Origin of the sequence: Ferrovibrio terrae, assembly GCF_943371255.1 — a bacterium.
Classification (GTDB): domain Bacteria; phylum Pseudomonadota; class Alphaproteobacteria; order Ferrovibrionales; family Ferrovibrionaceae; genus Ferrovibrio; species Ferrovibrio terrae_B.
In genome coordinates, this window is the sequence record NZ_CALRUC010000055.1 from 1 (window position 1) to 19,200 (window position 19,200).

Below are 19,200 nucleotides of genomic sequence, written 5' to 3' on the forward strand. Positions count from 1 at the left end.
TGTGCGATGCGGGTTTCCTCGTTGCGCAGGCGTTCGGCCTCGATCTGTGTCTGCAGCCTGTCGCCCGCAATGCCGTTCTCTTTCAACACGCTGACGGCGCGGGCGATATCGCCGATTTCATCGCCGCGATCGCCGCCAATGACCTCCGCCTGCCAATCCCGTTGCGCGAGACGGCCCAGCGCGGCGGTCAATTGTCCCAGCGGCTGGCTGATGCCACGGATCATGATCCAGCCCAGGCCGGCCAGCAGCAGAACCACCACGCCGATGATGCTGCCGTTGGCGATCAGCTGCTGTTTGAAGATGGTGTTGACGTCATCGATGTAGATGCCGGTGCCGACGATCCAGCCCCAGGGTGCGAAGCCCTTCACATAGGAAATCTTCGGCACCGGATCCTGCAGGCCGGGTTTCGGCCACAGGTAATCGACAAAACCACTGCCGTTCTTTTTCACCACATTGACAAATTCAACGAACAGCCGCTTGCCGTTGGGATCCTTGTTCTCGCTGAGATCCTTGCCAACCAATTGCTTGGCGAAAGGATGCATCACCATCACCGGGCCCATGTCGTTGACCCAGAAATATTCCTTTTCGTCGTAGCGCAGCGCTTCCAGATCGGCCAGCGCCAGTCGCTTGGCATCGGCCTCGCTCAGCTCGCCGGCCTGGGCGCGGGCGTGGTATCGCACCATCAGGCTATGCGCCACCTCGGCCAGGTTGCGTGTCTTGATCATGCGGTCGTCGATCAGGCTGCTGTGCAACCGATAGAGGCCGAGCGCACCCACCAGGATGAGGCCGATGACAGCTATAATCAGGATGGACCACAGACGTGGCGCCAGACGCAGGTTTTTCATTCCGGTCCCCCAAATTGTCCCCAGTCGAAACGACTTGGCTGTATTTCAACTGAAACGCGGGGTTTCGTATATCCTTCAGTAGTATAGTATTTAAAAGTAAACAAATCACGGTTGCATTGATTTTGGGCAGACGGCCATTCGATATGCATCATTTGCCCCGCCAATAATCAGCGCCGCGGCTTTCCGCGGCCCGCAGGGATTGCTATCACCGGCGCCCCAGATAAGGACCGTCATGGCGCCGCCGCTTCTCACCCTTGCCGATATCCATCTCACCTTTGGCGGCACCCCGCTGCTGGAGGGTGCCGCGCTCAGCGTGATGCCGGGCGACCGGCTGTGCCTGGTCGGCCGCAACGGCTCGGGCAAGTCGACCCTGCTGAAGGTCGCCGCCGGTTCGGTGCAGGCCGACAAGGGCGAACGCATCGTGCAGTCGGGCGTCACCATGCGCTATCTGCCGCAGGAGCCCGATCTCTCGGGTTTCGAGGATGTGCTGTCCTATGTGCTGGCGGGGCTGGGCCCCAGCGACGATCCGTATCGCGCCGCGGCCCTGCTCGGCGCACTGGGCCTGACCGGCACCGAACATCCCTCGCAGCTTTCGGGTGGCGAGGCACGGCGCGCGGCGCTGGCGCGTGTGATCGCACCCGAGCCCGATATCCTGCTGCTGGACGAGCCGACCAACCATCTCGACCTGCCGGCCATCGAATGGCTGGAAAGCGAGTTGCAGCGCCTGCGCTCGGCGCTCGTCCTCATCAGCCATGACCGCAGGTTTTTGAGCAACCTCACGCGCGCCACCATCTGGCTCGACCGCAGCGCCACGCGGCGCCTGGAACAGGGCTTCGGTGCGTTTGAAGACTGGCGTGATGCGCTGCTCGAACAGGAAGAAACCGAACGCCACAAGCTCGACCGCAAGATCGTTGCCGAACTCGACTGGGTGCGCCATGGCGTGTCGGGCCGGCGCAAGCGCAACATGGGCCGCATGCGCGCGCTGTCTGACCTCAAGACCGAGCGCCGCGACCAGCGCAAGGTGGCTGGCAATGTCACGCTGAATGTGTCGGAAGCCGAGACCTCGTCGAAGCTGATCGCCGAAGCCAAAGAGATTTCGAAATCCTGGGGCGATCTGACCGTCCTGCGCGAGGTCAGCATCAAGGTGCAGCGCGGCGACCGGCTCGGCATCGTCGGTGCCAATGGCGCCGGCAAGACCACGCTGCTGAATATCCTCACCGGCAAGCTGCAGCCGGATTCCGGCAGCATCCGGCTCGGCGAGAATATCGCCTTGGTGCAGCTGGATCAGAAGCGCGAGGCGCTCGATCCGGAAATGACGCTGCAATATGCGATGTCTGGTGGCAGCGACAAGGTGACGCTGAACGGCCAGCCGCGCCATGTCATGAGCTACATGAAGGATTTCCTGTTCACGCCGGAACAGGCGCGCACGCCGCTGAAGGTCTTGTCGGGCGGCGAACGCGGCCGGCTGATGCTGGCGCGCGCCCTGGCGAAGCCCTCCAACGTGCTGGTGCTCGACGAGCCGACCAACGATCTCGATCTCGAAACGCTCGATCTGCTGCAGGAAATGCTGGCCGATTATCCCGGCACGGTGCTGCTGGTCAGCCATGACCGCGATTTCCTCGACCGCGTCTGCACGTCTGTCTTGGCCTCCGAGGGCGATGGCCGCTGGATCGCCTATGCCGGCGGCTACAGCGATATGGTGGCGCAGCGCGGCATCGGCGTGCAGGCCCGCGCAGCTGCGGCCAAGGCGGCCAGAGCGGAAACCGACAAGGGCGAGGCGGCGCCACGTGCGGCATCGAAGCGCAAGCTCAGCTTCAAGGAAAAGCATGCGCTGGAAACCCTGCCCAAGACGATCGCCAACCTGCAGGCCGAGATCGCCAAGCAGCAGCGCATTCTCGACGACCCCAAGCTGTTTTCACGTGATCAGACGAAATTCCAGGCCGCTACCAAAGCCCTGGAGCAGGCGACGGCCGATCTGGCCAAGGCCGAAGACCAGTGGCTGGAGCTGGAAATGCTGCGCGAGGAAATCGAGGGCTGAGCCCTATTGCTTATTGCACCGGCCGTGGCTCCTGGCGCTCGGCGGGCACCAGCGGCGGCACGCCGTAGCCGATATCGATAAAGCGCATGCCGTCGCCCTCGACATAAGAATCCGGATCGAGCGGCTGTTTGCGGTTCGCGGTATCGGCCAGGCCGGTGGCGCAGCACAAGATCAGGCTGGGTTCGGCGGCGCCATCCTCATAGAGCGGCGCGCCGGTGAATTCGACCGGCAGCACGGCGCCATCGGGGAAGCGCAGCCAGTAATAGATCAGCACGCCGCAGGGCTGGGCGGCCTGGGCGATGGTGAGATGCGCGCGCCAGTGGCGGTTGTCCTTCGAGGTCAGGTCGAGATAGTTCATCCCGGTCAGGTCGAAGCCCATCTTCTCGATGATGGTGCGGCCGACATTCTCCATGCGGATCTCGTCGGCGCTGCGGATATTGAGCAGCAGGCAGCTGTGGGCCAGGGCGCCAAGATCGCCGAGCGACAGGTCGCTGCGCTGCGGCAGGCGGCGTTCGCCGCGCCAGCGCTGCCAGATGGCAAAAAACTGCCGCGCCTGCTGCGACAGCGGCGTTGGCAGTGTATCGAGAAAATCCTCAGACCCCATGGGAGGGATTTAAGCATTGTTGCCGCGGCGACGCCAGCCGACAGAATCACGCGATGCCGTCCGGGTGGGCCAAAACGGCAGCGGCCGGGATGTTGCCATCCCGGCCGCCTCACGCGTCGCTGAAGGATGCCGCGCTTACTTCTTCACGGCTTTGACGAATTTGTCGTTGAAGGTCTTGTTGAGGTCGAGATTGGCCTTGGCCAGGCCCTCGTCGAACTGCGCCAGCATGTTGTAGGCGCTCTTCATGCCATCGGCGCTGATCAGGCCGGTGCGTGAATAGGTCTCCATCGAGTTCTTCACTGCCGTAAGATAGAGCGGCTTGTCGCCAAGATAATAGGCCTCCGGCACGGTGGCGGCGACATCCTCGGGCTTGGCGGTGGCGAGCCAGACCAGCGCCTTGTGGAAGGCGTTGACCAGCGCCTGCGTGGTCTGCGGGTTCTTTTCGATGAACTCGTTCTTCAGATACAGCACGGCGGCCGGGTTGGAGCCGCCGAAGATCGCCTTGGTGCCGGCTTCGGTGCGGCTGTCGGCCATCACCACCACGGTCTTGTCGAGTTCCAGCTTGGAGATCACCGGGTCGAGGTTGGAGATCGCATCGATCTCGCCCTTCTGCATCGCCGCCACCGCACCGGCGCCGGCGCCGACGCCGCTGAAGGCGGAATCCTTGTAGTTGCCGCCGGCCTTGGCGATCAGGTAGTTGACGAAGAAGTTGGTCGACGAGCCCGGCGCGGTGACGCCGATCTTCATGCCCTTGAGGTCGGCCGGCGTCTTGATCTTGCCGGCCAGCTCTTTCTTCACCGCCAGCACGATGCCGGGGAAGCGGCCCAGCTCGATCACGGCGCGGATATCCTGGCCCTTCTCCTGCATGCGGATGGTGTGCTCATAGGCACCGGTCACCGCATCGACGCTGCCGCCGACCAGCGCCTGCAGCGACTTGGCGCCGCCGCCGAAGTCGTTGATGGTGACATCGAGGCCCTCGGCTTTGAAATAGCCCTTCTGCTCGGCGATGGTGAGCGGCAGGTAATACAGCAACGGCTTGCCGCCGACGCCGAGTTCCAGCTTGGCCTTCTCCGGCGCCGCCTGCGCCGTGCCCATCATCATGCCGAGTGCCGTCAGCGCGGCCAGTGCAATTCTGATCTTCATGGTGGTTTCCTCTCCTTGTGGTGGTTCAGGCGGTCTTCGCCGCCGTGTCGGGCCGCCAGACCAGCAGCCGGTTTTCGATGAAGGTGACGCAGGTGTCGATGACGATGACAAAGAGGGCGAGGATCAGCATGCCGGAAAACACGCCGGTCACATCGAACACGCTTTCGGCCTCATGGATCTTGTAGCCCAGGCCCGCCGCCGAGCCGAGATACTCGCCGACCACCGAGCCGACCAGCGCGAAGCCGACACTGGTGTGCAGGGATGAGAACATCCAGGTCAGCGCGGCGGGCCAGTAGACATGGCGCAGCAGCTGGCGCTCGTTCATGCCCAGCATGCGCGCATTGGCCAGCACGGTGGGGCTGACTTCCTTGACGCCCTGGTAGACGTTGAAGAAGACGATGAAGAACACCAGCGTGAAGCCCAGCGCCACCTTCGACCAGATGCCCAGGCCGAACCACAGCGCGAAGATCGGCGCCAGCACCACGCGCGGCAGCGCATTGGCGGCCTTCACATAGGGGTCGAATACGGCGGCCAGCAGCTCGCGGCGGGCAAAGGCAAAGCCGACGACAATGCCGCCGGCAGCGCCGATGATGAAGGCCAGCACGGTTTCCAGCAGCGTGATGCCGAGATGGCGCCAGATCTCGCCGGAATAGAAATCCTTCCAGGTGCGCGCCAGCACATCCAGCGGCGTGGAGAAGAAGAAGGGCGCAAACAGCGGCTTGCCGTTGAAGACCGGCACGGTGGTGAGCAGATGCCAGATCAGCAGGAAGGCAAAGCCGACCAGCGCCTGCAGCAGGATCAGGGTGACGCGGTTCATTGTTCGGCTTCCCCGCCCTGGGCATAGGTCTTCTGCACCTCGACGCGCAGGCAGGCCCAGATGGCCTTGTGGATCGCATGGAAGGCGGCTTCGGTGCGGATTTCGGCGATGTCGCGCGGACGCGGCAGCGTGATCGGGAAATCGCCGACGATCTTTGCCGCCGGCCCGGCCGACATCACCACCACGCGGTCGGCCAGCGCGATGGCTTCCTCCAGATCGTGGGTGACGAACAGCACGGCCTTGCGGTTCGCCGCCCACAGGTCGAGCAGAAGGTTGCCCATGATCTGCCGTGTCTGCGCATCCAGCGGGCCGAAGGGTTCGTCCATCAGCAGGATCTGCGGATCGCGGATCAGCATCTGCGCCAGGGCGACGCGCTTGCGCTGGCCGCCGGACAGCATATGCGGATAGCGCTGCGCGAAGCTTTTCAGGCCGACACGGCCAAGCCAGGTCTGCGCGCGCTGCAAGGCCTCGCCGCGCGGCACGCCCTGCGGCTCCAGCGCCACGGCGACATTGTCGATCGCGGTCTTCCACGGCATCAGCGCATCGGCCTGGAACAGGTAGCCGGCTTTGCCATTCAGGCCGCCGAGCGCATCGCCGAAAATGCTCACGCTGCCGGCCGAGGGTTTCAGCAGCCCGGCGGCGGCATTCAGCAGGGTGGACTTGCCGCAGCCGGTGGGGCCGACGATGGCAACGAATTCGCCCGCCGCCACGCCCAGGTCGATGCTGCTGACCGCGCAATGGGTCTCGCCGGTTTTCAGCGCGAAGGTGATGGCAAGATCGCGCAGCGCCACGGCGGCGGGCGGTGCCGATACGGCCGGGGCGGCCACAAAGGATGAGGCTGTACTGACGGCGCCCTGGGACAAGGCCGGTTTCCTCCCGCGGAAAAACATGCGCCGCGTTCTCAACCCTGCGCGGCGCTTATGCGCACCCTACAAAGCCGGGCAGGGCCAGGTAAAGCACCGCGCCCGGACATTCCCGCACAGGCTTCAGTCAGGTTCGTTGCGGTTCGCTGGGGTTCGTTGCGGTTCGTTGCGGTTCGTTGCGGTTCGTTGGGGTCCGTTGAGGTTCGTTCAGGCTCGTTGGGGTTCGTTCGGGTTCGCAGCATTTCACATGAATACATATGTACTCATCAGAGATAGCGAACATTATAGCAACAAATCGGCCAAACCGCCAGTTTTCATCGCTATGCTTGACGCTATGACCTGCGACGTATACATAACTTAAAGGTTATGTATCAGGAGGGCCCGCCATGCCCGCTGCCGCCACCCAGACTGCCGCCACCCGCCCCGATCCCTTGAGCATCACATTTGCCGCGCTGGCCGATCCCACGCGGCGCGCAATCCTGGCGCGGCTGAGCAGCGGCGAAGCCTCGGTGGGCGAACTGGCCGCGCCCTTTGCGATGAGCCAGCCGGCGATCTCGAAACATCTGAAGGTGCTGGAACGCGCCGGGCTGATCACCCGCGGGCGCGAGGCGCAGTGGCGGCCGTGCAAGCTCGACGCCACGCCGCTGCAGCAGGCCAATGAATGGCTTGAACGCTATGCCGCCTTCTGGTCGGGCAGCCTCGACCGGCTCGCCGCCTTTGTCGAAGAGAAAAAATGACTGCGCCGGCGCCGGTCGCGCCGAGTCTGACGCTGAAGCGCCGCATCAAGGCGCCGCCGGAAAAGGTCTTCGCCGCCTGGACGCAGCCGCAGCTGATGCGGCAATGGTTCGCGCCCGCGCATGCCGCCACGCTCGAGGTTGACTGCGATCTGCGCATCGGCGGGCGCTATCGCGTGCTGATGCACGTCGAGGATGATGGCCGCGACCATGAGGCCAGCGGTGTGTATCGCGAGATCGTGCCGCATGAACGGCTGGTCTTTACCTGGACCTGGCTGAACCGCCCGGAAGAGGGCGAGACGCTGGTGACGCTGCATTTCAGGCCCGATGACGGGCATACGCTGTTCACGCTGACGCATGAGCGGTTTGCCAGCGAGCAACTGCGCGACGAACACAGCAATGGCTGGAGCGGCGCGCTGGACAAGCTGGTGCAGGTCTCCGAGGCCTAGCCCTCACACCGCCCGCAGCAGCACCTGACCCGCGCCGGCACTGAGCCGGATCGCGCCCTCGCTCAGCCGCACGCGTTCCATCGCATTGTCGACCAGACGGTCGTCGATGCTGGTTTCGCCGCGCGCGATCAGGGTGCGGGCGGCATCGCGGTTGACCGCGAGGCCGGCCAGCACCAGCAGCTCGGCCAGCGACACGCCTTCGGACAGATGCGATCTCTGCAGCGCGATCTGCGGGATTTCAGAAAGTTCGGCTTTAGAAAGAGTGGATTGGGTCGTCATGATGGTCTCCGTTGATGGCCAGGCTGTGTGAAGCCGGAAGGCCGGAGACCTTTTGTGAACCTGCAAGCCGCCGACCTGGCGGCTGCAATGGTTCAGACAATAACCAGCGCGCCGCCCGTATGAGGGGTGGTAAACCAATAATAAGAGGTGGCCGCGTGGGTCATGGCCGGTACTCTAGGCCGGCCGCGCCGCGATCGTCAACGGCGTATCGGTGCGGGCGGGCAATTCCGTGATCGCGGCTACGGTGCTGGCCCTCGCGGTCGGCCGCGCTATCTTGGCGGCATGACGCCCGATCCCCGCCGGCATGCCCCGGCCACCCTGCGCAACCGCGAGGCCATCCTCGCCGTCCTCAAAGATGTTCTGGCGCCCCAGATGGCGCAGGGCGGCCTGCTGCTGGAAATCGCCAGCGGCAGCGGCGAGCATGCCGCCTTCATGGCACCGCAGCTGGCGCCGCTGCGCTGGCAGCCGAGCGATTACGAGGCCGAGGCGCTGCCCTCCATCGATGCCCATGCGCGCGATAGCGGTGCAGTCACGATCCGTCCTGCCCTGCAGCTGGATGTGACGGCCGCGGCCTGGCCGCTGGCCGCCTGTGACGCGCTGCTCTGCTGCAACATGATCCATATCGCGCCCTGGGCCGCGGCCGAGGGGCTGTTTGCCGGCGCTGCCGCGATCATGTCCGGTGATGCGCCGCTGATCCTGTACGGCCCGTTCCGCCGCGATGGTGTGCATACCGCGCCGTCCAATGCCGATTTCGATGCCGGGCTGCAGCAACGCGATCCGCGCTGGGGCGTGCGCTGCCTCGACAGCGAGGTGACGCCGCTGGCGCAGGCGCATGGTTTTGTGCAGGATCGCATCATCGCCATGCCGGCCAACAACCTGATCGTGCTCTTCCGCAAACCCTGACAAGGCCAAGACGCTGACATGGACAGCATAACCCAGATTCTGTTCGGCGGCGTGGTGGCGGCGGCCGGCTTCCGCAGCCGCCTCGGCCGTCGCGCGGTGATCGCCGGCGGTGCGATTGCCACCTTGCCCGATCTCGATGTGCTGGCCGATCTGGTCGGCGAGCCGTCGGTGATCGATATCTGGCTGCATCATCGCAGCATCACGCATTCCTTTCCGGTCACGCTGGTGGCCGGCGCTGCAATCGGCGCGGCGATCTGGGCTTTTGAAAAATCCAGGCGCCGCCCGCCACGGGATGCACAGCCAGAGACGCGCCGCACGGCATGGATGTGGCTTGGCGCGCTCAGTGCCGTCACGCATCCGCTGCTCGACCTGTTCACCAGTTATGGCACGCAGCTGCTGGCGCCGTTCAGCAGCGCGCGCTTTGCCATCAACGCGATGCCGATCATCGATCCGGTCTATTCGCTGCCGCTGCTGGCGGTGTTTCTGTTTGCCCTGCTGACGCGCCAGCAGGTGAACCTGGCGCAGCGCGCGGCGCAGCTGGTGCTGGTCTATATCGGGCTCTACACCACGGTGGCCTGGGGTGTCGGCCGCCATATGGAGGATCGCGCGCGCGAGGAGCTGCGGGCGATCAACCCGGTGGCCGCAGCCGCGGCGCGCGTCGATGCCTATCCGGTGATCTTCCAGATTTTCTGGCGCCGCATCGTCGCCGATCTGCCCGATGAAATCCTGATCGGCTTCGCCTCACCGTTTCGCGCGGCGCCGATTGAATGGCAGCGCACGCCGCGCCCCGATACCGTGCCGGTGCTCTCGGCCATCCAGGCCACGCATGAGGCACGCGTGTTCCGCTGGTTCGCCGATGGCCGCCTGCACTGGCGTCTGCAGCCCGATGCGATGCCGCAGAATGCCGGCGGCTACATCGTCGAAGCGCGCGACTATCGCTATGGCCTGCCGGGCGACAGCATCCTGGGTTTCTGGGGCCTGCGCTTCCGCACCGATGCGCAGGGCCGCATGCTGGAGCCGCCGCAGCCGCTGGCCGAGCGGCCGCCGTTCAGCCGCGCCGGCCTGGCTGAATTGCGCGACGGCATGCTGGGGCGCTGACCGCGGTCAGCGGCTTGGAATGCCGCTGTATTCAGTACTGCTCAAATAAACGCAAAGAACACGGTAAATATTCACAAATATAAAGCCAGCGATTGCAGCGGCTTATCAAGTAAAAGCCAAGCGCAGCCATAATAATAAGCTATTGAATTATTTATATTTCTCGCTAATTCGCCAGTAAAGCCTATAGTCACGCCCTGGCACATTCCTGCCAATAGAAAGCGTGACGTCGATGACCCAGACCCAGACTCCGCAGACTGCCGTGAAGCCGAACGCCCTGGCCGCCCTCGACAAGAAGGTTGCCGACGGGATCGCCGCAGAAAAGGCCGGCCCGCAGACGCAGCCCGAGATGCAGGCCCCCGCCGCCGCCCAGATGGGCGCCGCGCCGGCCAATGACGTGGCCAAGGTGCAGATCCAGCAGGGCGATGCCGCTGCTGTTGCTGCCCCGGCTGCCGTGACCAAGTCCTAACAGGCGCAGGATGCGTGATGCCGGTCCGGTAACACGCATCCGCCCGGTTCTGTCCTCGCCGGTCTGTCCGCAGACCGACAGCGGCAGGACCGGCGATCTGCCGCAGTGGCATTTCGCCAGCCCTGGCGCGGCCTGAACGCGATGCAGCCCATGCCGCATCGCAGTTTCGCCAGCCAGGCATCCGTATTCAGACATCGCGTTTCGGGCCCCGCCTTGCCGCCGGCGCCTGTGCTTTCCTCATCCCGCCGCATCCGGCTTGCGGTGCAGGAGTCCATCATGTCTTCCACACACAATCTCAAGACCACCTGGCAGGATCGCCTGGCCGCGCAATGGACCACGATCAAACCGCTCGCCCTCATGCTGGCGCTCGGCCTGGTCGCCGGCCCGCTGATTTCCAACTATGTCGGCTGGCAGGTGACGCGCGGCAGTGCCGACCGCCAGAGCACGGCCAGTGCGGTCGACCAGCAGGCGATGATCTGCTCGGCGCTGGCGAAGGTTGAAAACGGCAATCCCGGTGCGCTCGACTGGTCGGCGCGGCGCGAACTGGCCGAGAAGCATGCGATCATGCCGGGCCGCACCGTCGCAGACAGCGGCGTGGTGAATGCCTGTATCGGCAAGCTATCGGCGACCTGAGCGCAGATCCTCGCATAAATTCGCCGGATATCGCTGTTTCCGGGGGGATTCTACAGCGATATCCGGGCCGAATTCCCACCCTTTTGGGGGCGAAAGGGTGTATGCTGCCGGCTTAACAGGCCGGCTCAGGCCCGCCCGGTTCCGATGGTTCCGGCGGACCACAGCGCAGCAACAGGAGCCACCCCATGACAGCCCGCAGGATTCAAGCCGAGATCGATCGGCAGCGTGCGCAATTGCGCCAGGACGTGACCTTGCAGCGCCAGCAGGCCGCTGCCGATGCGGTGCGCGAGATCGAAGACGAACGCGATGCGGTGACCGCCAAGGTGATGCAGCTGCGTCAGCTGCGGCTGACCCGTGAAGCCGGTCGTGCAGCACGCGCAGCGCAGGCCGCAGCACCGGTGGCAGCCGTCGCCGGCGACGGCGAATAACGCGCAGCGCCAGCGTAAGATCACTGCAAGATCACCACACACATCCCATGGCGTTGCAGCCCGACTTGCAATCCTGCAGCTGCAACGCCATATGAATCGACACCGCCAAGACCCGCGCGTCCCACGATCTGCAGATCCGGGCGCGCTTTGCGCAACCGGCCGCTCGCATCGCCACCGCTCGCATCGCCGGTCTGCCGTTTCTTTCCTGACGTCGCGCCACGATTGACGTCGCACCCGCCGACGCGTGCAACACAGCGCGCCCTATCCTCTGCGCTTTCGCCCGCACGGCGTGCCGGCACAGCATGACTGGAGATCACTGCCCATGACCTCGCGTACCATCACATCCGAAGACGCCCGCGCCCGCGCCGAGCAGCGCTTCCAGAAAGCCTCGCAGCGCGAGCGCGAGGCCGAGGCCGCACAGAAGGCCGATGCCGATCAGCGCAAGGCGGTGGCCGCCAAGGTCGATCGCCTGCGTGCGATGCGTCTGGCCAAGGAAGCCAGTGCGGCAACACCGCTGCAGGCCGAAGCCGATGCGCTGGCCAAGCAGCAGCGCGCCGATCTGCTCGGCCTCGTCAAGCCGGCACCGCGCACCAAGGCTGCCCCGCGCAAGCGCAAGTCCGCCGCCGAGGCGACCGAGGCCGAGAATGACCGCTATTCCGACGCGGACTGACCGTCACGCGGTTTGACCGGCGCGCATCCGGCTTTATGCACCGGATGGGCGGCAGTATCGGAATACCCTAAGCTCTAGCCGCGGCGGTGCGCTTCCCCTATAGTGCCGCCGCTATGCCAGACCGACCTAGCGCGGGCTTTTCGCCCCAAGCCGGCCGCCACACCGTACTGCGTGTCGCCGCTTTCATAACATTCCCATGTCAGCCCGCGCGGGGGACTCATGTCGCTCGCGCTTGAACTGCTGCTGATCGTGGCGCTCGTGCTGCTCAACGGCCTGCTGGCGATGTCGGAGCTTGCCGTGGTCTCGGCCCGCAAGGCGCGGCTGGAAGCCATCATCCGCAAGAAGAAGCGTGGCTGGCGCGGTGCGCGGATGGCGCTGCAGCTCGGCACCGAGCCGGGCCGCTTCCTCTCCGCCGTGCAGATCGGCATCACCCTGGTCGGCATTTTCGCCGGCGCCTATTCGGGCGCCACGCTGGCCGAACGGCTGGCCGCCTGGCTGATTGAAAACTTCGCCATCGATTCCACCATTGCCAGCCCGACGGCTTTTGCCGTGGTGGTCAGCTGCGTGACGTATCTGTCGCTGATCATCGGCGAGCTGGTGCCCAAGCAGCTGGCGCTGAAGAATCCCGAAGTGATCGCCGCCACCATGGCGCCGCTGCTGAACGCGCTGGCGCGTATCGCCGCGCCGCTGGTCTGGCTGCTCGATGTCTCCTCGCAGCTGGTGCTGCGCCTGCTCGGCGCCGGTGCCGGCAACAGCGATGCGGTGACCGAGGAAGAGATCCATCATCTGGTGGCGGAGGCCGAAAGTGCCGGCACCGTCGAGCCCGCCGAACGCCTGATGATCACCGCGGTGATGAAGCTGGGCGACCGCGCGGTGCGCAGCGTGATGACGCCGCGCCACGATCTCGACTGGCTCGACCTGACGCTGCCGCATGAAGAACAGATGCTGCGCCTGCGCGAGACCACGCATCTGTTGCTGCCGGCCGCGCGCGGCTCGATCGACGAACCGCTCGGCAGCGTCAGCGTGAAAGACGTGCTCAACCAGCTGCTCGACAGCGGCCGCGACGGCCTGATGCAGGCCGGCATCGGCAGCTTCGTGCGTCCGGTGCCGGCGCTGCATGAAAGCGCCGATCTTTTGAGCGCGCTGTCGCTGCTGCAGAAATCGCCGGCCGGCATGGCTTTCGTGGTCGATGAATTCGGCAGTCTCGAAGGCGTGGTGACGGCGAACGACATTCTCGAAAGCATCGCCGGCAATTTCGCTTTGCCCGATGGCGAAACGCTGCCCGGCGCGGTACAGCGCGAGGATGGCTCCTGGCTGCTCGATGGCCTGCTGGCGCGCGAGGAACTCGCCAGCCAGCTCGGCCTCACGCTGCCGGCGGAAGAAGACGACTATCACACCGTGGCCGGCTTCGTGCTGGCGCGCTTCGGCCGCCTGCCGGAAACCGGCGACTATGTCGAATGGCATGGCTGGCGTTTCGAGGTGGTCGACATGGATGGCCGCCGCATCGACAAGGTGCTGGCGCTGCCGCCGGTCGCGCCGCATGGCGCGCATGATTCGTAAGAGCTGAATCGCCGGTCGCTACGGGAAACTTGCAGCGACGCGCGACGTTATGATCCGCAAGCGGAGTGATATCCGCCGCCCGGTCGCGCGCTGCCTCTTATGGGGCTGCTCGAAAAAGGCACTTGTATGACAGGGGCTTATCGCGTCGGGAGGCTACCGCCCGACTGCTTTGGGCAAAAAAAGGGGCCGCATCGAAGATGCGGCCCAAGTCTAGGGAGGAAACGCCCGAGAAGGGCATGCAACAAACCGGAAGCTTGTTGCAACGCAAAAAGTATAGAAAGACCGTGTGCAGCGCAAGAGGAAAATGCGGCCAACTTGTCGCACCTTTAATATCAATGACTTGTGAAATTTTGTGATTCAGTCGCAGGGTTGTGAGAAAGATTGTTTGCCTACACTTCATTGTGCAGGCGCGAGAAGTTGAGAACTGTTGCGCCCGGAACACAGGCAGCCGATTCTCAGCCACATTATTAGGCAGCCATTTTATCCACAGATGCGCCCGGGATGATGGCGACTCGCCAGACCCGGCTCGGACTCAGTCCTTGCGGGTCAGCCAGGCGGCGATCCAGCCCGGCAGGGCCTCGGGCTTCAGCGGCGCCGAGACGAAATAGCCCTGCGCGACATCGCAGCCCTGCTCGGCGGCGCAGTCCCAGTCGGCCCGGCTTTCGATGCCCTCGGCCACCGTGGTCATGCCCAGCTTGCGCGCCAGCCGCACCGACGAGCTGACGATGGCGCGCGCGGCCTGGTCCTGGGCGGCCATGCCGACGAACTGGCGGTCGATCTTCATTTCCTCGAACGGGAAGCGCTGCAGCTGTTCGAGCGAGGAATAGCCGGTGCCAAAATCGTCGATCGCCAGGTTGAAGCCCTTCAGCTTCAGCCGCGTCAGCACTTCCAGCGCCGCGGTCTGGTCTTCGATCAGGCGGCTCTCGGTGACTTCCAGCACGATATCAATCGGCTTGAGCCCGTGATCGCTCACCGCGGTGGCGATGCGCTGCGGCAGGTCGAGCCGGGTGAGATTGGCAGTGGAGAGATTGACCGCCATCTGCAGCACCAGGCCCTCGGCGCGCCAATGGGCGGCGGCGCGCAGCGCCTGGCCGAGGATCGCCTCGAACAGCGGTTCGGCCGCCGCGCCATTCTCGGCCAGCGGAATGAAATGGCCGGCACCGATCACGCCGCGCTGCGGATGGCGCCAGCGCGCCAGCGCCTCGACGCCAATCGGCTGGCGTGTCGTCATCGACACCTTGGGCTGCACCATGATCTCGATCTGGCCGAGCCGGATGCCATCCAGCAGTTCGGCCTCGCTCAAGGGTTCGTCGGCATTGATGGTGGCGCGCGCCGCGCCGCCGGACAGCTTGCCGAGCAGGCGCAGGATGGCGGAATCGGTCAGCGGCTTTTCGACAAAACCGAGGATGTTGAGGTTATGCGCGCGCGCCAGGGTTTCAGCGGTGCGCAGCACGCGGGCGGATTCAGCGCTGAACAGCGCGATCGGGCCTTCATAGCTGCGTTCGGCCAGATGGCGCAGCACCTCGATGCCATCCATGCCCGGCATGTTGAGATCGAGCAGCATCAGGTCGCAGACCAGCGACGCAGCATCCAGGCGATCCAGGGCCTGCAGCGCGGTGGCGCCGTCGTCGCAGGTCTCGACGATGCCGATGCCCTGGGCGCGCAGCATGGCGGATGCCATGTCGCGCATCAGCTTCATGTCGTCGACCACCAGCACACGCAGGCTGGCGGGGTCGATCACGGCAGGGTCGGGGTCGGCGGCTGACACAGTGTTACTCTCAGGCGCCGCCGCCGCAGGGTCAAGCAAAACAGAAAGATCAGGGCCCGGCGCCGGGCGCCGGCTCGCCTTCGACGGCGCCCTCGATCTTGCCCTGGCGCTGCAGCAGCACCGCCAGGCTCCAGCAGCCGGCCGCCCAGGCGCTGCCGATCATCCAGCCGCCCAGCACATCGCTCGGCCAGTGCACGCCGAGATAGACGCGGCTGACGCCCACCAGCAGGGTGACGCTGACTGCCAGCAGCAGCAGGAAGGCTTTCAGCCGGGCGCGGCTCTCGCTGCGCGCCAGCAGGGCGGCGAGCGTGAGGTAGACGATGGCGGTCATCATCGCATGGCCGCTCGGGAAGCTCGCCGTGTAGACGGTCATGCCATGCGGCACCAGGTCGGGCCGCGGCCGTTCGAACCCGGCCTTCAGCAGGCTGGACATCAGCTGCCCGCCGGCAATGGCGAGGAAGACGAACACAGCCGTGCGCAGGCGGCGGCGCAGCAGCAGGTAGAGGCAGCAGGCAGCGGTGATGAAGGCGAGCGGTCCGGTACCGCCGAAGGCGGTGACATCGCGCATCATCTCTTCCAGCCAGAGCGGGCCGAGCGGATCGGCGATGTCCTGCCGATTGCGCAGACTCAGCAGCAGCCGGCGGTCGACATCGCCGGTGTCGCCCTCCAGCATCTCCTCGGCCAGCGCGACAAAGCCCCACAGCGCCAGCGCCGCGAGACCGGGCAGCACCAGCAGCGGCAGCTCGAAGCGGCCGAGGCGGGTAAGCGCGGTGGTGAGGACGGAGGGCATTTAATGGAAACGATCAGACACGGCAATCATCACACCAGAAACCGTCACCCTCGGCCTTGTGCCGAGGGTCCATCTGCCTCATCCCGCATGCGATGGCCTTGGGATGGATCCTCGGGACAAGCCCGAGGATGACGGTCTATTGAGCGGATGCAGTGCGGCTCTCTCACCGGAACGCGCCGTGATATTCGTCGTTGGGCTGCATCTCGATGGCAGCGGCCATGCGGTTGCTCATGTTGTAGAAGCTGACGGTGGCGGCGATGTCCCAGATGTCGCGGTCGCTCCAGCCGGCCTTGCGCAGTGCCTCGCGGTCGGCCTCCACCATCTTGGCCGGCGTCTCGGTCAGCTTGGCGGCGAAGTCCAGGGCGGCGCGCAGCTTGGGCGCCAGATCGGCGGCGCGATAGTTCATCACCATCAGCTCGCCCAGCTTCGGGTCGCCGGAAATCTGCCGCACGGCGGCGCCATGGGCGGTCAGGCAGTAGAAGCAGTGGTTGATGCTGCTGACCACCACGGCGATCATCTCGCGCTCCAGCTTGGACAGGCCTGACTCGCCCAGCATCAGCTCGTTATACATTTCGGAAAAGGCGCGCAGCTTCTTCTGATCGAAGCTGTAGCTCAGCAGCACGTTGGGCACGAAGCCGATCTTCTCGTCGCATTTGGCAAAATAGGCCTGCGTCGCCGGATCGAGTTTTTCGCGCGGCGGCACGGCGATCTTCAGCGCATGCGGCTTGGTGGTTTTTTTCGGCGCGGTTTTCTTCGGGGCAGCTTTGGCTTTGGCCATTGGTTCCTCCTGGGCTGGCCCAACACTAGGGCGAAGTCAGGCCGGAACAAAGTCTTTGGCACGGGGGGGATTATGAGGACCGTCGCCTTTTACATAACCGTCACCCTCGGATTTATTCCGAGGGTCCATCTGTGCGTTCCGATGCGCGGATGGTCGGGATGGACCCTTGGGACAAGCCCAAGGGTGACGGTCTATAAGGTTGCAACAGTGGCGCGCGCGATCAGCGCGGATCGAAGCCCTGTTTAAAGTCCCCGACCTGGCCACGATGCCGCAGCAGGTGATCGGCCAGCACCAGCGCCAGCATGGCTTCGCCCACCGGCACGGCACGGATGCCGACGCAGGGATCGTGGCGGCCCTTGGTCATGATCTCGGTCTCGGCGCCGAAACGGTCGATGGTGGCACGCGGCGAGAGGATCGACGAGGTCGGCTTCACCGCGAAGCGCACCACGATCTCCTGGCCGGTGGAAATGCCGCCGAGGATGCCGCCGGCCTGGTTCGACTGGAACTCGGCCGCGCCGCCCTTGAGGCGCATCTCGTCGGCATTGGCCTCGCCGCTCAAAGCGGCAGCCGCAAAGCCGGCGCCGATCTCGACACCCTTCACGGCATTGATGCTCATCATGGCGGCGGCCAGATCGGCATCGAGCTTGCCATAGATCGGCTCGCCGAGGCCGGCCGGGATGCCGCTGGCGCGCAGCTCCACCACGGCGCCGACGCTGGAGCCCGCCTTGCGGATGCCATCCAGATAGTCTTCCCAGTCCAGCGCCATCTTCGGATCGGGGCACCAGAAGGGATTCTGCGTCACGCTGTCCCAGCTCCAGGTCGAGCCGTCGATTTTCTTTTCACCGATCTGCACCAGCGCGCCGCGGATCATCACCTGCGGGCCGAGCAGCGTCTTCAGCACCTGGCGGGCCACCGCACCGGCGGCAACACGCGCCGCGGTCTCGCGCGCCGAGCTGCGCCCGCCGCCGCGATAGTCGCGGATGCCGTATTTGCTCCAGTAGGTGTAGTCGGCATGGCCGGGGCGGAACTTGTCCTTGATCTCGCCGTAGTCCTTCGAGCGCTGGTCGACATTCTCGATCATCAGCATGATCGGCGTGCCGGTGGTCAGGCCCTCGAAGGTGCCGGACAGAATCTTTACCGAGTCGGGTTCCTGGCGCTGGGTGACAAAGCGCGAGGTGCCGGGCTTGCGCTTGTCCATCCAGTCCTGGATATCGGCCTCAGACAGCGCCACGCGCGGCGGCGCGCCGTCGATCACGCAACCCAGCGCCGGGCCATGGCTTTCGCCCCAGGTGGTGACGCGGAAAAGCCGGCCGAAGCTGTTATCCGACATAGGGCTTATTGCCTAACATTGGGCCTGCTTACTCGGCCTTCTTGGCGCCGAGCGAGAGCAGCAGATCGGCAACCTGTGCCGCCTGATCGACCGCCACCATGCCGACGCTGTGATAGCCACTGTCGACATGATGCACTTCGCCGGTGACGCCGGAGCCCAGCTCGCTCAGCAGATACAGGCCGGCGCCGCCGACCTGCTCGATGCTGACATTGCGGCGCAGCGGCGCGTTTAGCTCGTTCCATTTCAGGATATAGCGGAAGTCGCCGATGCCGCTGGCAGCCAGGGTCTTGATCGGGCCGGCCGAGATGGCGTTGACACGGATATTCTTGCGGCCGAGATCGGCGGCGAGATAGCGCACGCTGGCTTCAAGGGCGGCCTTGGCCACACCCATCACATTGTAATGCGGCATCACGCGCTCGGCGCCGTAGTAGGTCAGCGTGATGGCGGCGCCACCATCGGTCATCAGTTTTTCCGCGCGCTGCATCACGGCGGTGAAGCTGTAGCAGCTGACATTCATGGTCAGCGCGAAGTTGTCGAAGCTGGTGTCGATATAGCGGCCCTTCAGCTCGTTCTTGTCGGAGAAGCCGATGGCATGCACCAGGAAATCGAGTTTGCCCCAGGCCTTCTCCAGCACGGCGAAGGTGGTGTCGATCGAGGCGGCATTGGTGACATCGCATTCCAGCACATGCTCGGCGCCGATGGTGCCGGCGAGCGGGCGCACGCGCTTTTCCAGTGCCTCGCCCTGATAGGTGAAGGCGAGTTCGGCACCATGATCGTGCAGCGCCTTGGCGATGCCCCAGGCGAGCGAGCGGTCGTTGGCGACGCCCATGATCAGGCCACGCTTGCCTTGCATGAGCGGTTGCGGTTGCGGCATGTAATCCCTCGGAAAACGGTGCGGGCGAGACGGCCGGCGCAGCCCCGAAGGCCCCGGCACGAAACACTGGCTGTGTTACTGGGCCGGGAGAGTAACCGAAAGACCGGTTCAGGCCAAGTCAGCTAACCCA

Annotated in this window: 21 protein-coding genes; 10 read left to right on the plus strand and 11 right to left on the minus strand. The window is 65.0% G+C overall.

All coding sequences use genetic code 11. The annotated features are described in order from the left end of the window. The coding region (locus tag AAG799_RS12810) for a cache domain-containing protein (RefSeq protein WP_341896448.1) at positions 1-845 on the minus strand (845 nt) is incomplete at its 3' end. 232 nt (positions 846-1,077) lie between these two features. Here AAG799_RS12810 and AAG799_RS12815 point away from each other — a divergent pair. Next, positions 1,078-2,883: an ATP-binding cassette domain-containing protein gene (locus AAG799_RS12815; protein ID WP_341896451.1), complete on the plus strand. Its 1,806-nt coding sequence runs from the start codon at positions 1,078-1,080 to the stop codon at positions 2,881-2,883. A 10-nt stretch (positions 2,884-2,893) separates the two neighbouring features. Here AAG799_RS12815 and AAG799_RS12820 read toward each other — a convergent pair whose 3' ends face one another. The 4 genes from AAG799_RS12820 to AAG799_RS12835 all read right to left on the minus strand — a co-directional run bounded on the left by AAG799_RS12820 (position 2,894) and on the right by AAG799_RS12835 (position 6,310). Continuing rightward, positions 2,894-3,487: a PAS domain-containing protein gene (locus AAG799_RS12820; RefSeq protein WP_341896453.1), complete on the minus strand. Its 594-nt coding sequence runs from the start codon at positions 3,485-3,487 to the stop codon at positions 2,894-2,896. A gap of 135 nt (positions 3,488-3,622) precedes the next feature. Further along, complete coding sequence (locus AAG799_RS12825; protein WP_341896455.1) at positions 3,623-4,630, minus strand: ABC transporter substrate-binding protein; 1,008 nt, start codon at positions 4,628-4,630, stop codon at positions 3,623-3,625. Positions 4,631-4,655: 25 nt separating this feature from the next. After that, entirely contained in the window at positions 4,656-5,447 is a 792-nt protein-coding gene (locus AAG799_RS12830; RefSeq protein WP_341896457.1) for an ABC transporter permease, read from the minus strand. Then, positions 5,444-6,310, minus strand: a complete 867-nt coding sequence (locus AAG799_RS12835; RefSeq protein WP_341896460.1) for an ABC transporter ATP-binding protein — start codon at positions 6,308-6,310, stop codon at positions 5,444-5,446. The genes AAG799_RS12830 and AAG799_RS12835 overlap by 4 nt, the downstream gene beginning before the upstream one ends. Before the next feature lie 386 nt (positions 6,311-6,696). On the opposite strand from AAG799_RS12835, the gene AAG799_RS12840 reads away from it, so the two are divergent. Next, complete coding sequence (locus AAG799_RS12840; protein ID WP_341896462.1) at positions 6,697-7,047, plus strand: metalloregulator ArsR/SmtB family transcription factor; 351 nt, start codon at positions 6,697-6,699, stop codon at positions 7,045-7,047. Further along, positions 7,044-7,493 carry an SRPBCC domain-containing protein gene (locus AAG799_RS12845; RefSeq protein WP_341896465.1) on the plus strand — a complete coding sequence of 150 codons (450 nt, stop codon included), beginning with the start codon at positions 7,044-7,046 and terminating at the stop codon, positions 7,491-7,493. The genes AAG799_RS12840 and AAG799_RS12845 overlap by 4 nt, the downstream gene beginning before the upstream one ends. Positions 7,494-7,496: 3 nt before the next feature. Here the strand turns inward: AAG799_RS12845 and AAG799_RS12850 are convergent, their stop codons facing one another. Next, on the minus strand, positions 7,497-7,772 hold the full coding sequence (locus AAG799_RS12850; RefSeq protein ID WP_341896467.1) for a hypothetical protein: 276 nt from the start codon (positions 7,770-7,772) through the stop codon (positions 7,497-7,499). Positions 7,773-8,054: 282 nt separating this feature from the next. Here AAG799_RS12850 and AAG799_RS12855 point away from each other — a divergent pair, with 282 nt between their 5' ends. From AAG799_RS12855 to AAG799_RS12885, 7 genes are all read left to right on the plus strand, one after another. Next, the gene (locus AAG799_RS12855) at positions 8,055-8,675 is read left to right on the plus strand and encodes a DUF938 domain-containing protein (protein ID WP_341896469.1); all 621 of its coding nucleotides are present in this window, start codon (positions 8,055-8,057) and stop codon (positions 8,673-8,675) included. Between the two features lie 18 nt (positions 8,676-8,693). Beyond that, the gene (locus AAG799_RS12860; RefSeq protein WP_341896471.1) at positions 8,694-9,773 is read left to right on the plus strand and encodes a metal-dependent hydrolase; all 1,080 of its coding nucleotides are present in this window, start codon (positions 8,694-8,696) and stop codon (positions 9,771-9,773) included. 229 nt (positions 9,774-10,002) lie between these two features. Next, a complete protein-coding gene (locus tag AAG799_RS12865) occupies positions 10,003-10,239 on the plus strand; it encodes a hypothetical protein (protein WP_341896473.1) in 237 nt (78 codons plus the stop codon). A gap of 276 nt (positions 10,240-10,515) precedes the next feature. Then, positions 10,516-10,872, plus strand: coding sequence for a hypothetical protein (locus AAG799_RS12870; protein WP_341896475.1), 357 nt, complete (start codon positions 10,516-10,518; stop codon positions 10,870-10,872). 185 nt (positions 10,873-11,057) lie between these two features. Then, complete coding sequence (locus AAG799_RS12875; protein WP_341896477.1) at positions 11,058-11,300, plus strand: hypothetical protein; 243 nt, start codon at positions 11,058-11,060, stop codon at positions 11,298-11,300. Between the two features lie 322 nt (positions 11,301-11,622). Further along, on the plus strand, positions 11,623-11,970 hold the full coding sequence (locus tag AAG799_RS12880) for a hypothetical protein (RefSeq protein WP_341896479.1): 348 nt from the start codon (positions 11,623-11,625) through the stop codon (positions 11,968-11,970). 219 nt (positions 11,971-12,189) lie between these two features. Further along, positions 12,190-13,530: a hemolysin family protein gene (locus AAG799_RS12885; RefSeq protein WP_341896481.1), complete on the plus strand. Its 1,341-nt coding sequence runs from the start codon at positions 12,190-12,192 to the stop codon at positions 13,528-13,530. 532 nt (positions 13,531-14,062) lie between these two features. Here the strand turns inward: AAG799_RS12885 and AAG799_RS12890 are convergent. The 5 genes from AAG799_RS12890 to fabI form a co-directional block, all read right to left on the minus strand. Then, positions 14,063-15,298: an EAL domain-containing response regulator gene (locus tag AAG799_RS12890; RefSeq protein ID WP_341896483.1), complete on the minus strand. Its 1,236-nt coding sequence runs from the start codon at positions 15,296-15,298 to the stop codon at positions 14,063-14,065. Positions 15,299-15,347: 49 nt separating this feature from the next. After that, complete coding sequence (locus AAG799_RS12895; RefSeq protein ID WP_341896484.1) at positions 15,348-16,088, minus strand: phosphatase PAP2 family protein; 741 nt, start codon at positions 16,086-16,088, stop codon at positions 15,348-15,350. A gap of 163 nt (positions 16,089-16,251) precedes the next feature. Then, positions 16,252-16,866, minus strand: a complete 615-nt coding sequence (locus AAG799_RS12900) for a peroxidase-related enzyme (protein WP_341896487.1) — start codon at positions 16,864-16,866, stop codon at positions 16,252-16,254. A gap of 220 nt (positions 16,867-17,086) precedes the next feature. Continuing rightward, entirely contained in the window at positions 17,087-18,196 is a 1,110-nt protein-coding gene (gene aroC / locus AAG799_RS12905; RefSeq protein WP_341896489.1) for a chorismate synthase, read from the minus strand. A gap of 28 nt (positions 18,197-18,224) precedes the next feature. Continuing rightward, positions 18,225-19,070 (minus strand): enoyl-ACP reductase FabI, encoded by an 846-nt coding sequence (gene fabI / locus AAG799_RS12910; RefSeq protein ID WP_341896491.1) that lies wholly within the window; start codon positions 19,068-19,070, stop codon positions 18,225-18,227. Positions 19,071-19,200: the final 130 nt, after the last annotated feature.

Bases quoted from the DNA above. Each gene is read 5' to 3' on its own strand.
- fabI (WP_341896491.1), bottom strand. From the start codon at position 19,070: ATGCCGCAACCGCAACCGCTCATGCAAGGCAAGCGTGGCCTGATCATG.
- aroC (WP_341896489.1), bottom strand. From the start codon at position 18,196: ATGTCGGATAACAGCTTCGGCCGGCTTTTCCGCGTCACCACCTGGGGC.
- AAG799_RS12860 (WP_341896471.1), top strand. From the start codon at position 8,694: ATGGACAGCATAACCCAGATTCTGTTCGGCGGCGTGGTGGCGGCGGCC.
- AAG799_RS12825 (WP_341896455.1), bottom strand. From the start codon at position 4,630: ATGAAGATCAGAATTGCACTGGCCGCGCTGACGGCACTCGGCATGATG.
- AAG799_RS12820 (WP_341896453.1), bottom strand. From the start codon at position 3,487: ATGGGGTCTGAGGATTTTCTCGATACACTGCCAACGCCGCTGTCGCAG.
- AAG799_RS12840 (WP_341896462.1), top strand. From the start codon at position 6,697: ATGCCCGCTGCCGCCACCCAGACTGCCGCCACCCGCCCCGATCCCTTG.
- AAG799_RS12815 (WP_341896451.1), top strand. From the start codon at position 1,078: ATGGCGCCGCCGCTTCTCACCCTTGCCGATATCCATCTCACCTTTGGC.
- AAG799_RS12895 (WP_341896484.1), bottom strand. From the start codon at position 16,088: ATGCCCTCCGTCCTCACCACCGCGCTTACCCGCCTCGGCCGCTTCGAG.
- AAG799_RS12875 (WP_341896477.1), top strand. From the start codon at position 11,058: ATGACAGCCCGCAGGATTCAAGCCGAGATCGATCGGCAGCGTGCGCAA.
- AAG799_RS12865 (WP_341896473.1), top strand. From the start codon at position 10,003: ATGACCCAGACCCAGACTCCGCAGACTGCCGTGAAGCCGAACGCCCTG.
- AAG799_RS12885 (WP_341896481.1), top strand. From the start codon at position 12,190: ATGTCGCTCGCGCTTGAACTGCTGCTGATCGTGGCGCTCGTGCTGCTC.
- AAG799_RS12855 (WP_341896469.1), top strand. From the start codon at position 8,055: ATGACGCCCGATCCCCGCCGGCATGCCCCGGCCACCCTGCGCAACCGC.
- AAG799_RS12845 (WP_341896465.1), top strand. From the start codon at position 7,044: ATGACTGCGCCGGCGCCGGTCGCGCCGAGTCTGACGCTGAAGCGCCGC.
- AAG799_RS12870 (WP_341896475.1), top strand. From the start codon at position 10,516: ATGTCTTCCACACACAATCTCAAGACCACCTGGCAGGATCGCCTGGCC.
- AAG799_RS12850 (WP_341896467.1), bottom strand. From the start codon at position 7,772: ATGACGACCCAATCCACTCTTTCTAAAGCCGAACTTTCTGAAATCCCG.
- AAG799_RS12900 (WP_341896487.1), bottom strand. From the start codon at position 16,866: ATGGCCAAAGCCAAAGCTGCCCCGAAGAAAACCGCGCCGAAAAAAACC.
- AAG799_RS12830 (WP_341896457.1), bottom strand. From the start codon at position 5,447: ATGAACCGCGTCACCCTGATCCTGCTGCAGGCGCTGGTCGGCTTTGCC.
- AAG799_RS12880 (WP_341896479.1), top strand. From the start codon at position 11,623: ATGACCTCGCGTACCATCACATCCGAAGACGCCCGCGCCCGCGCCGAG.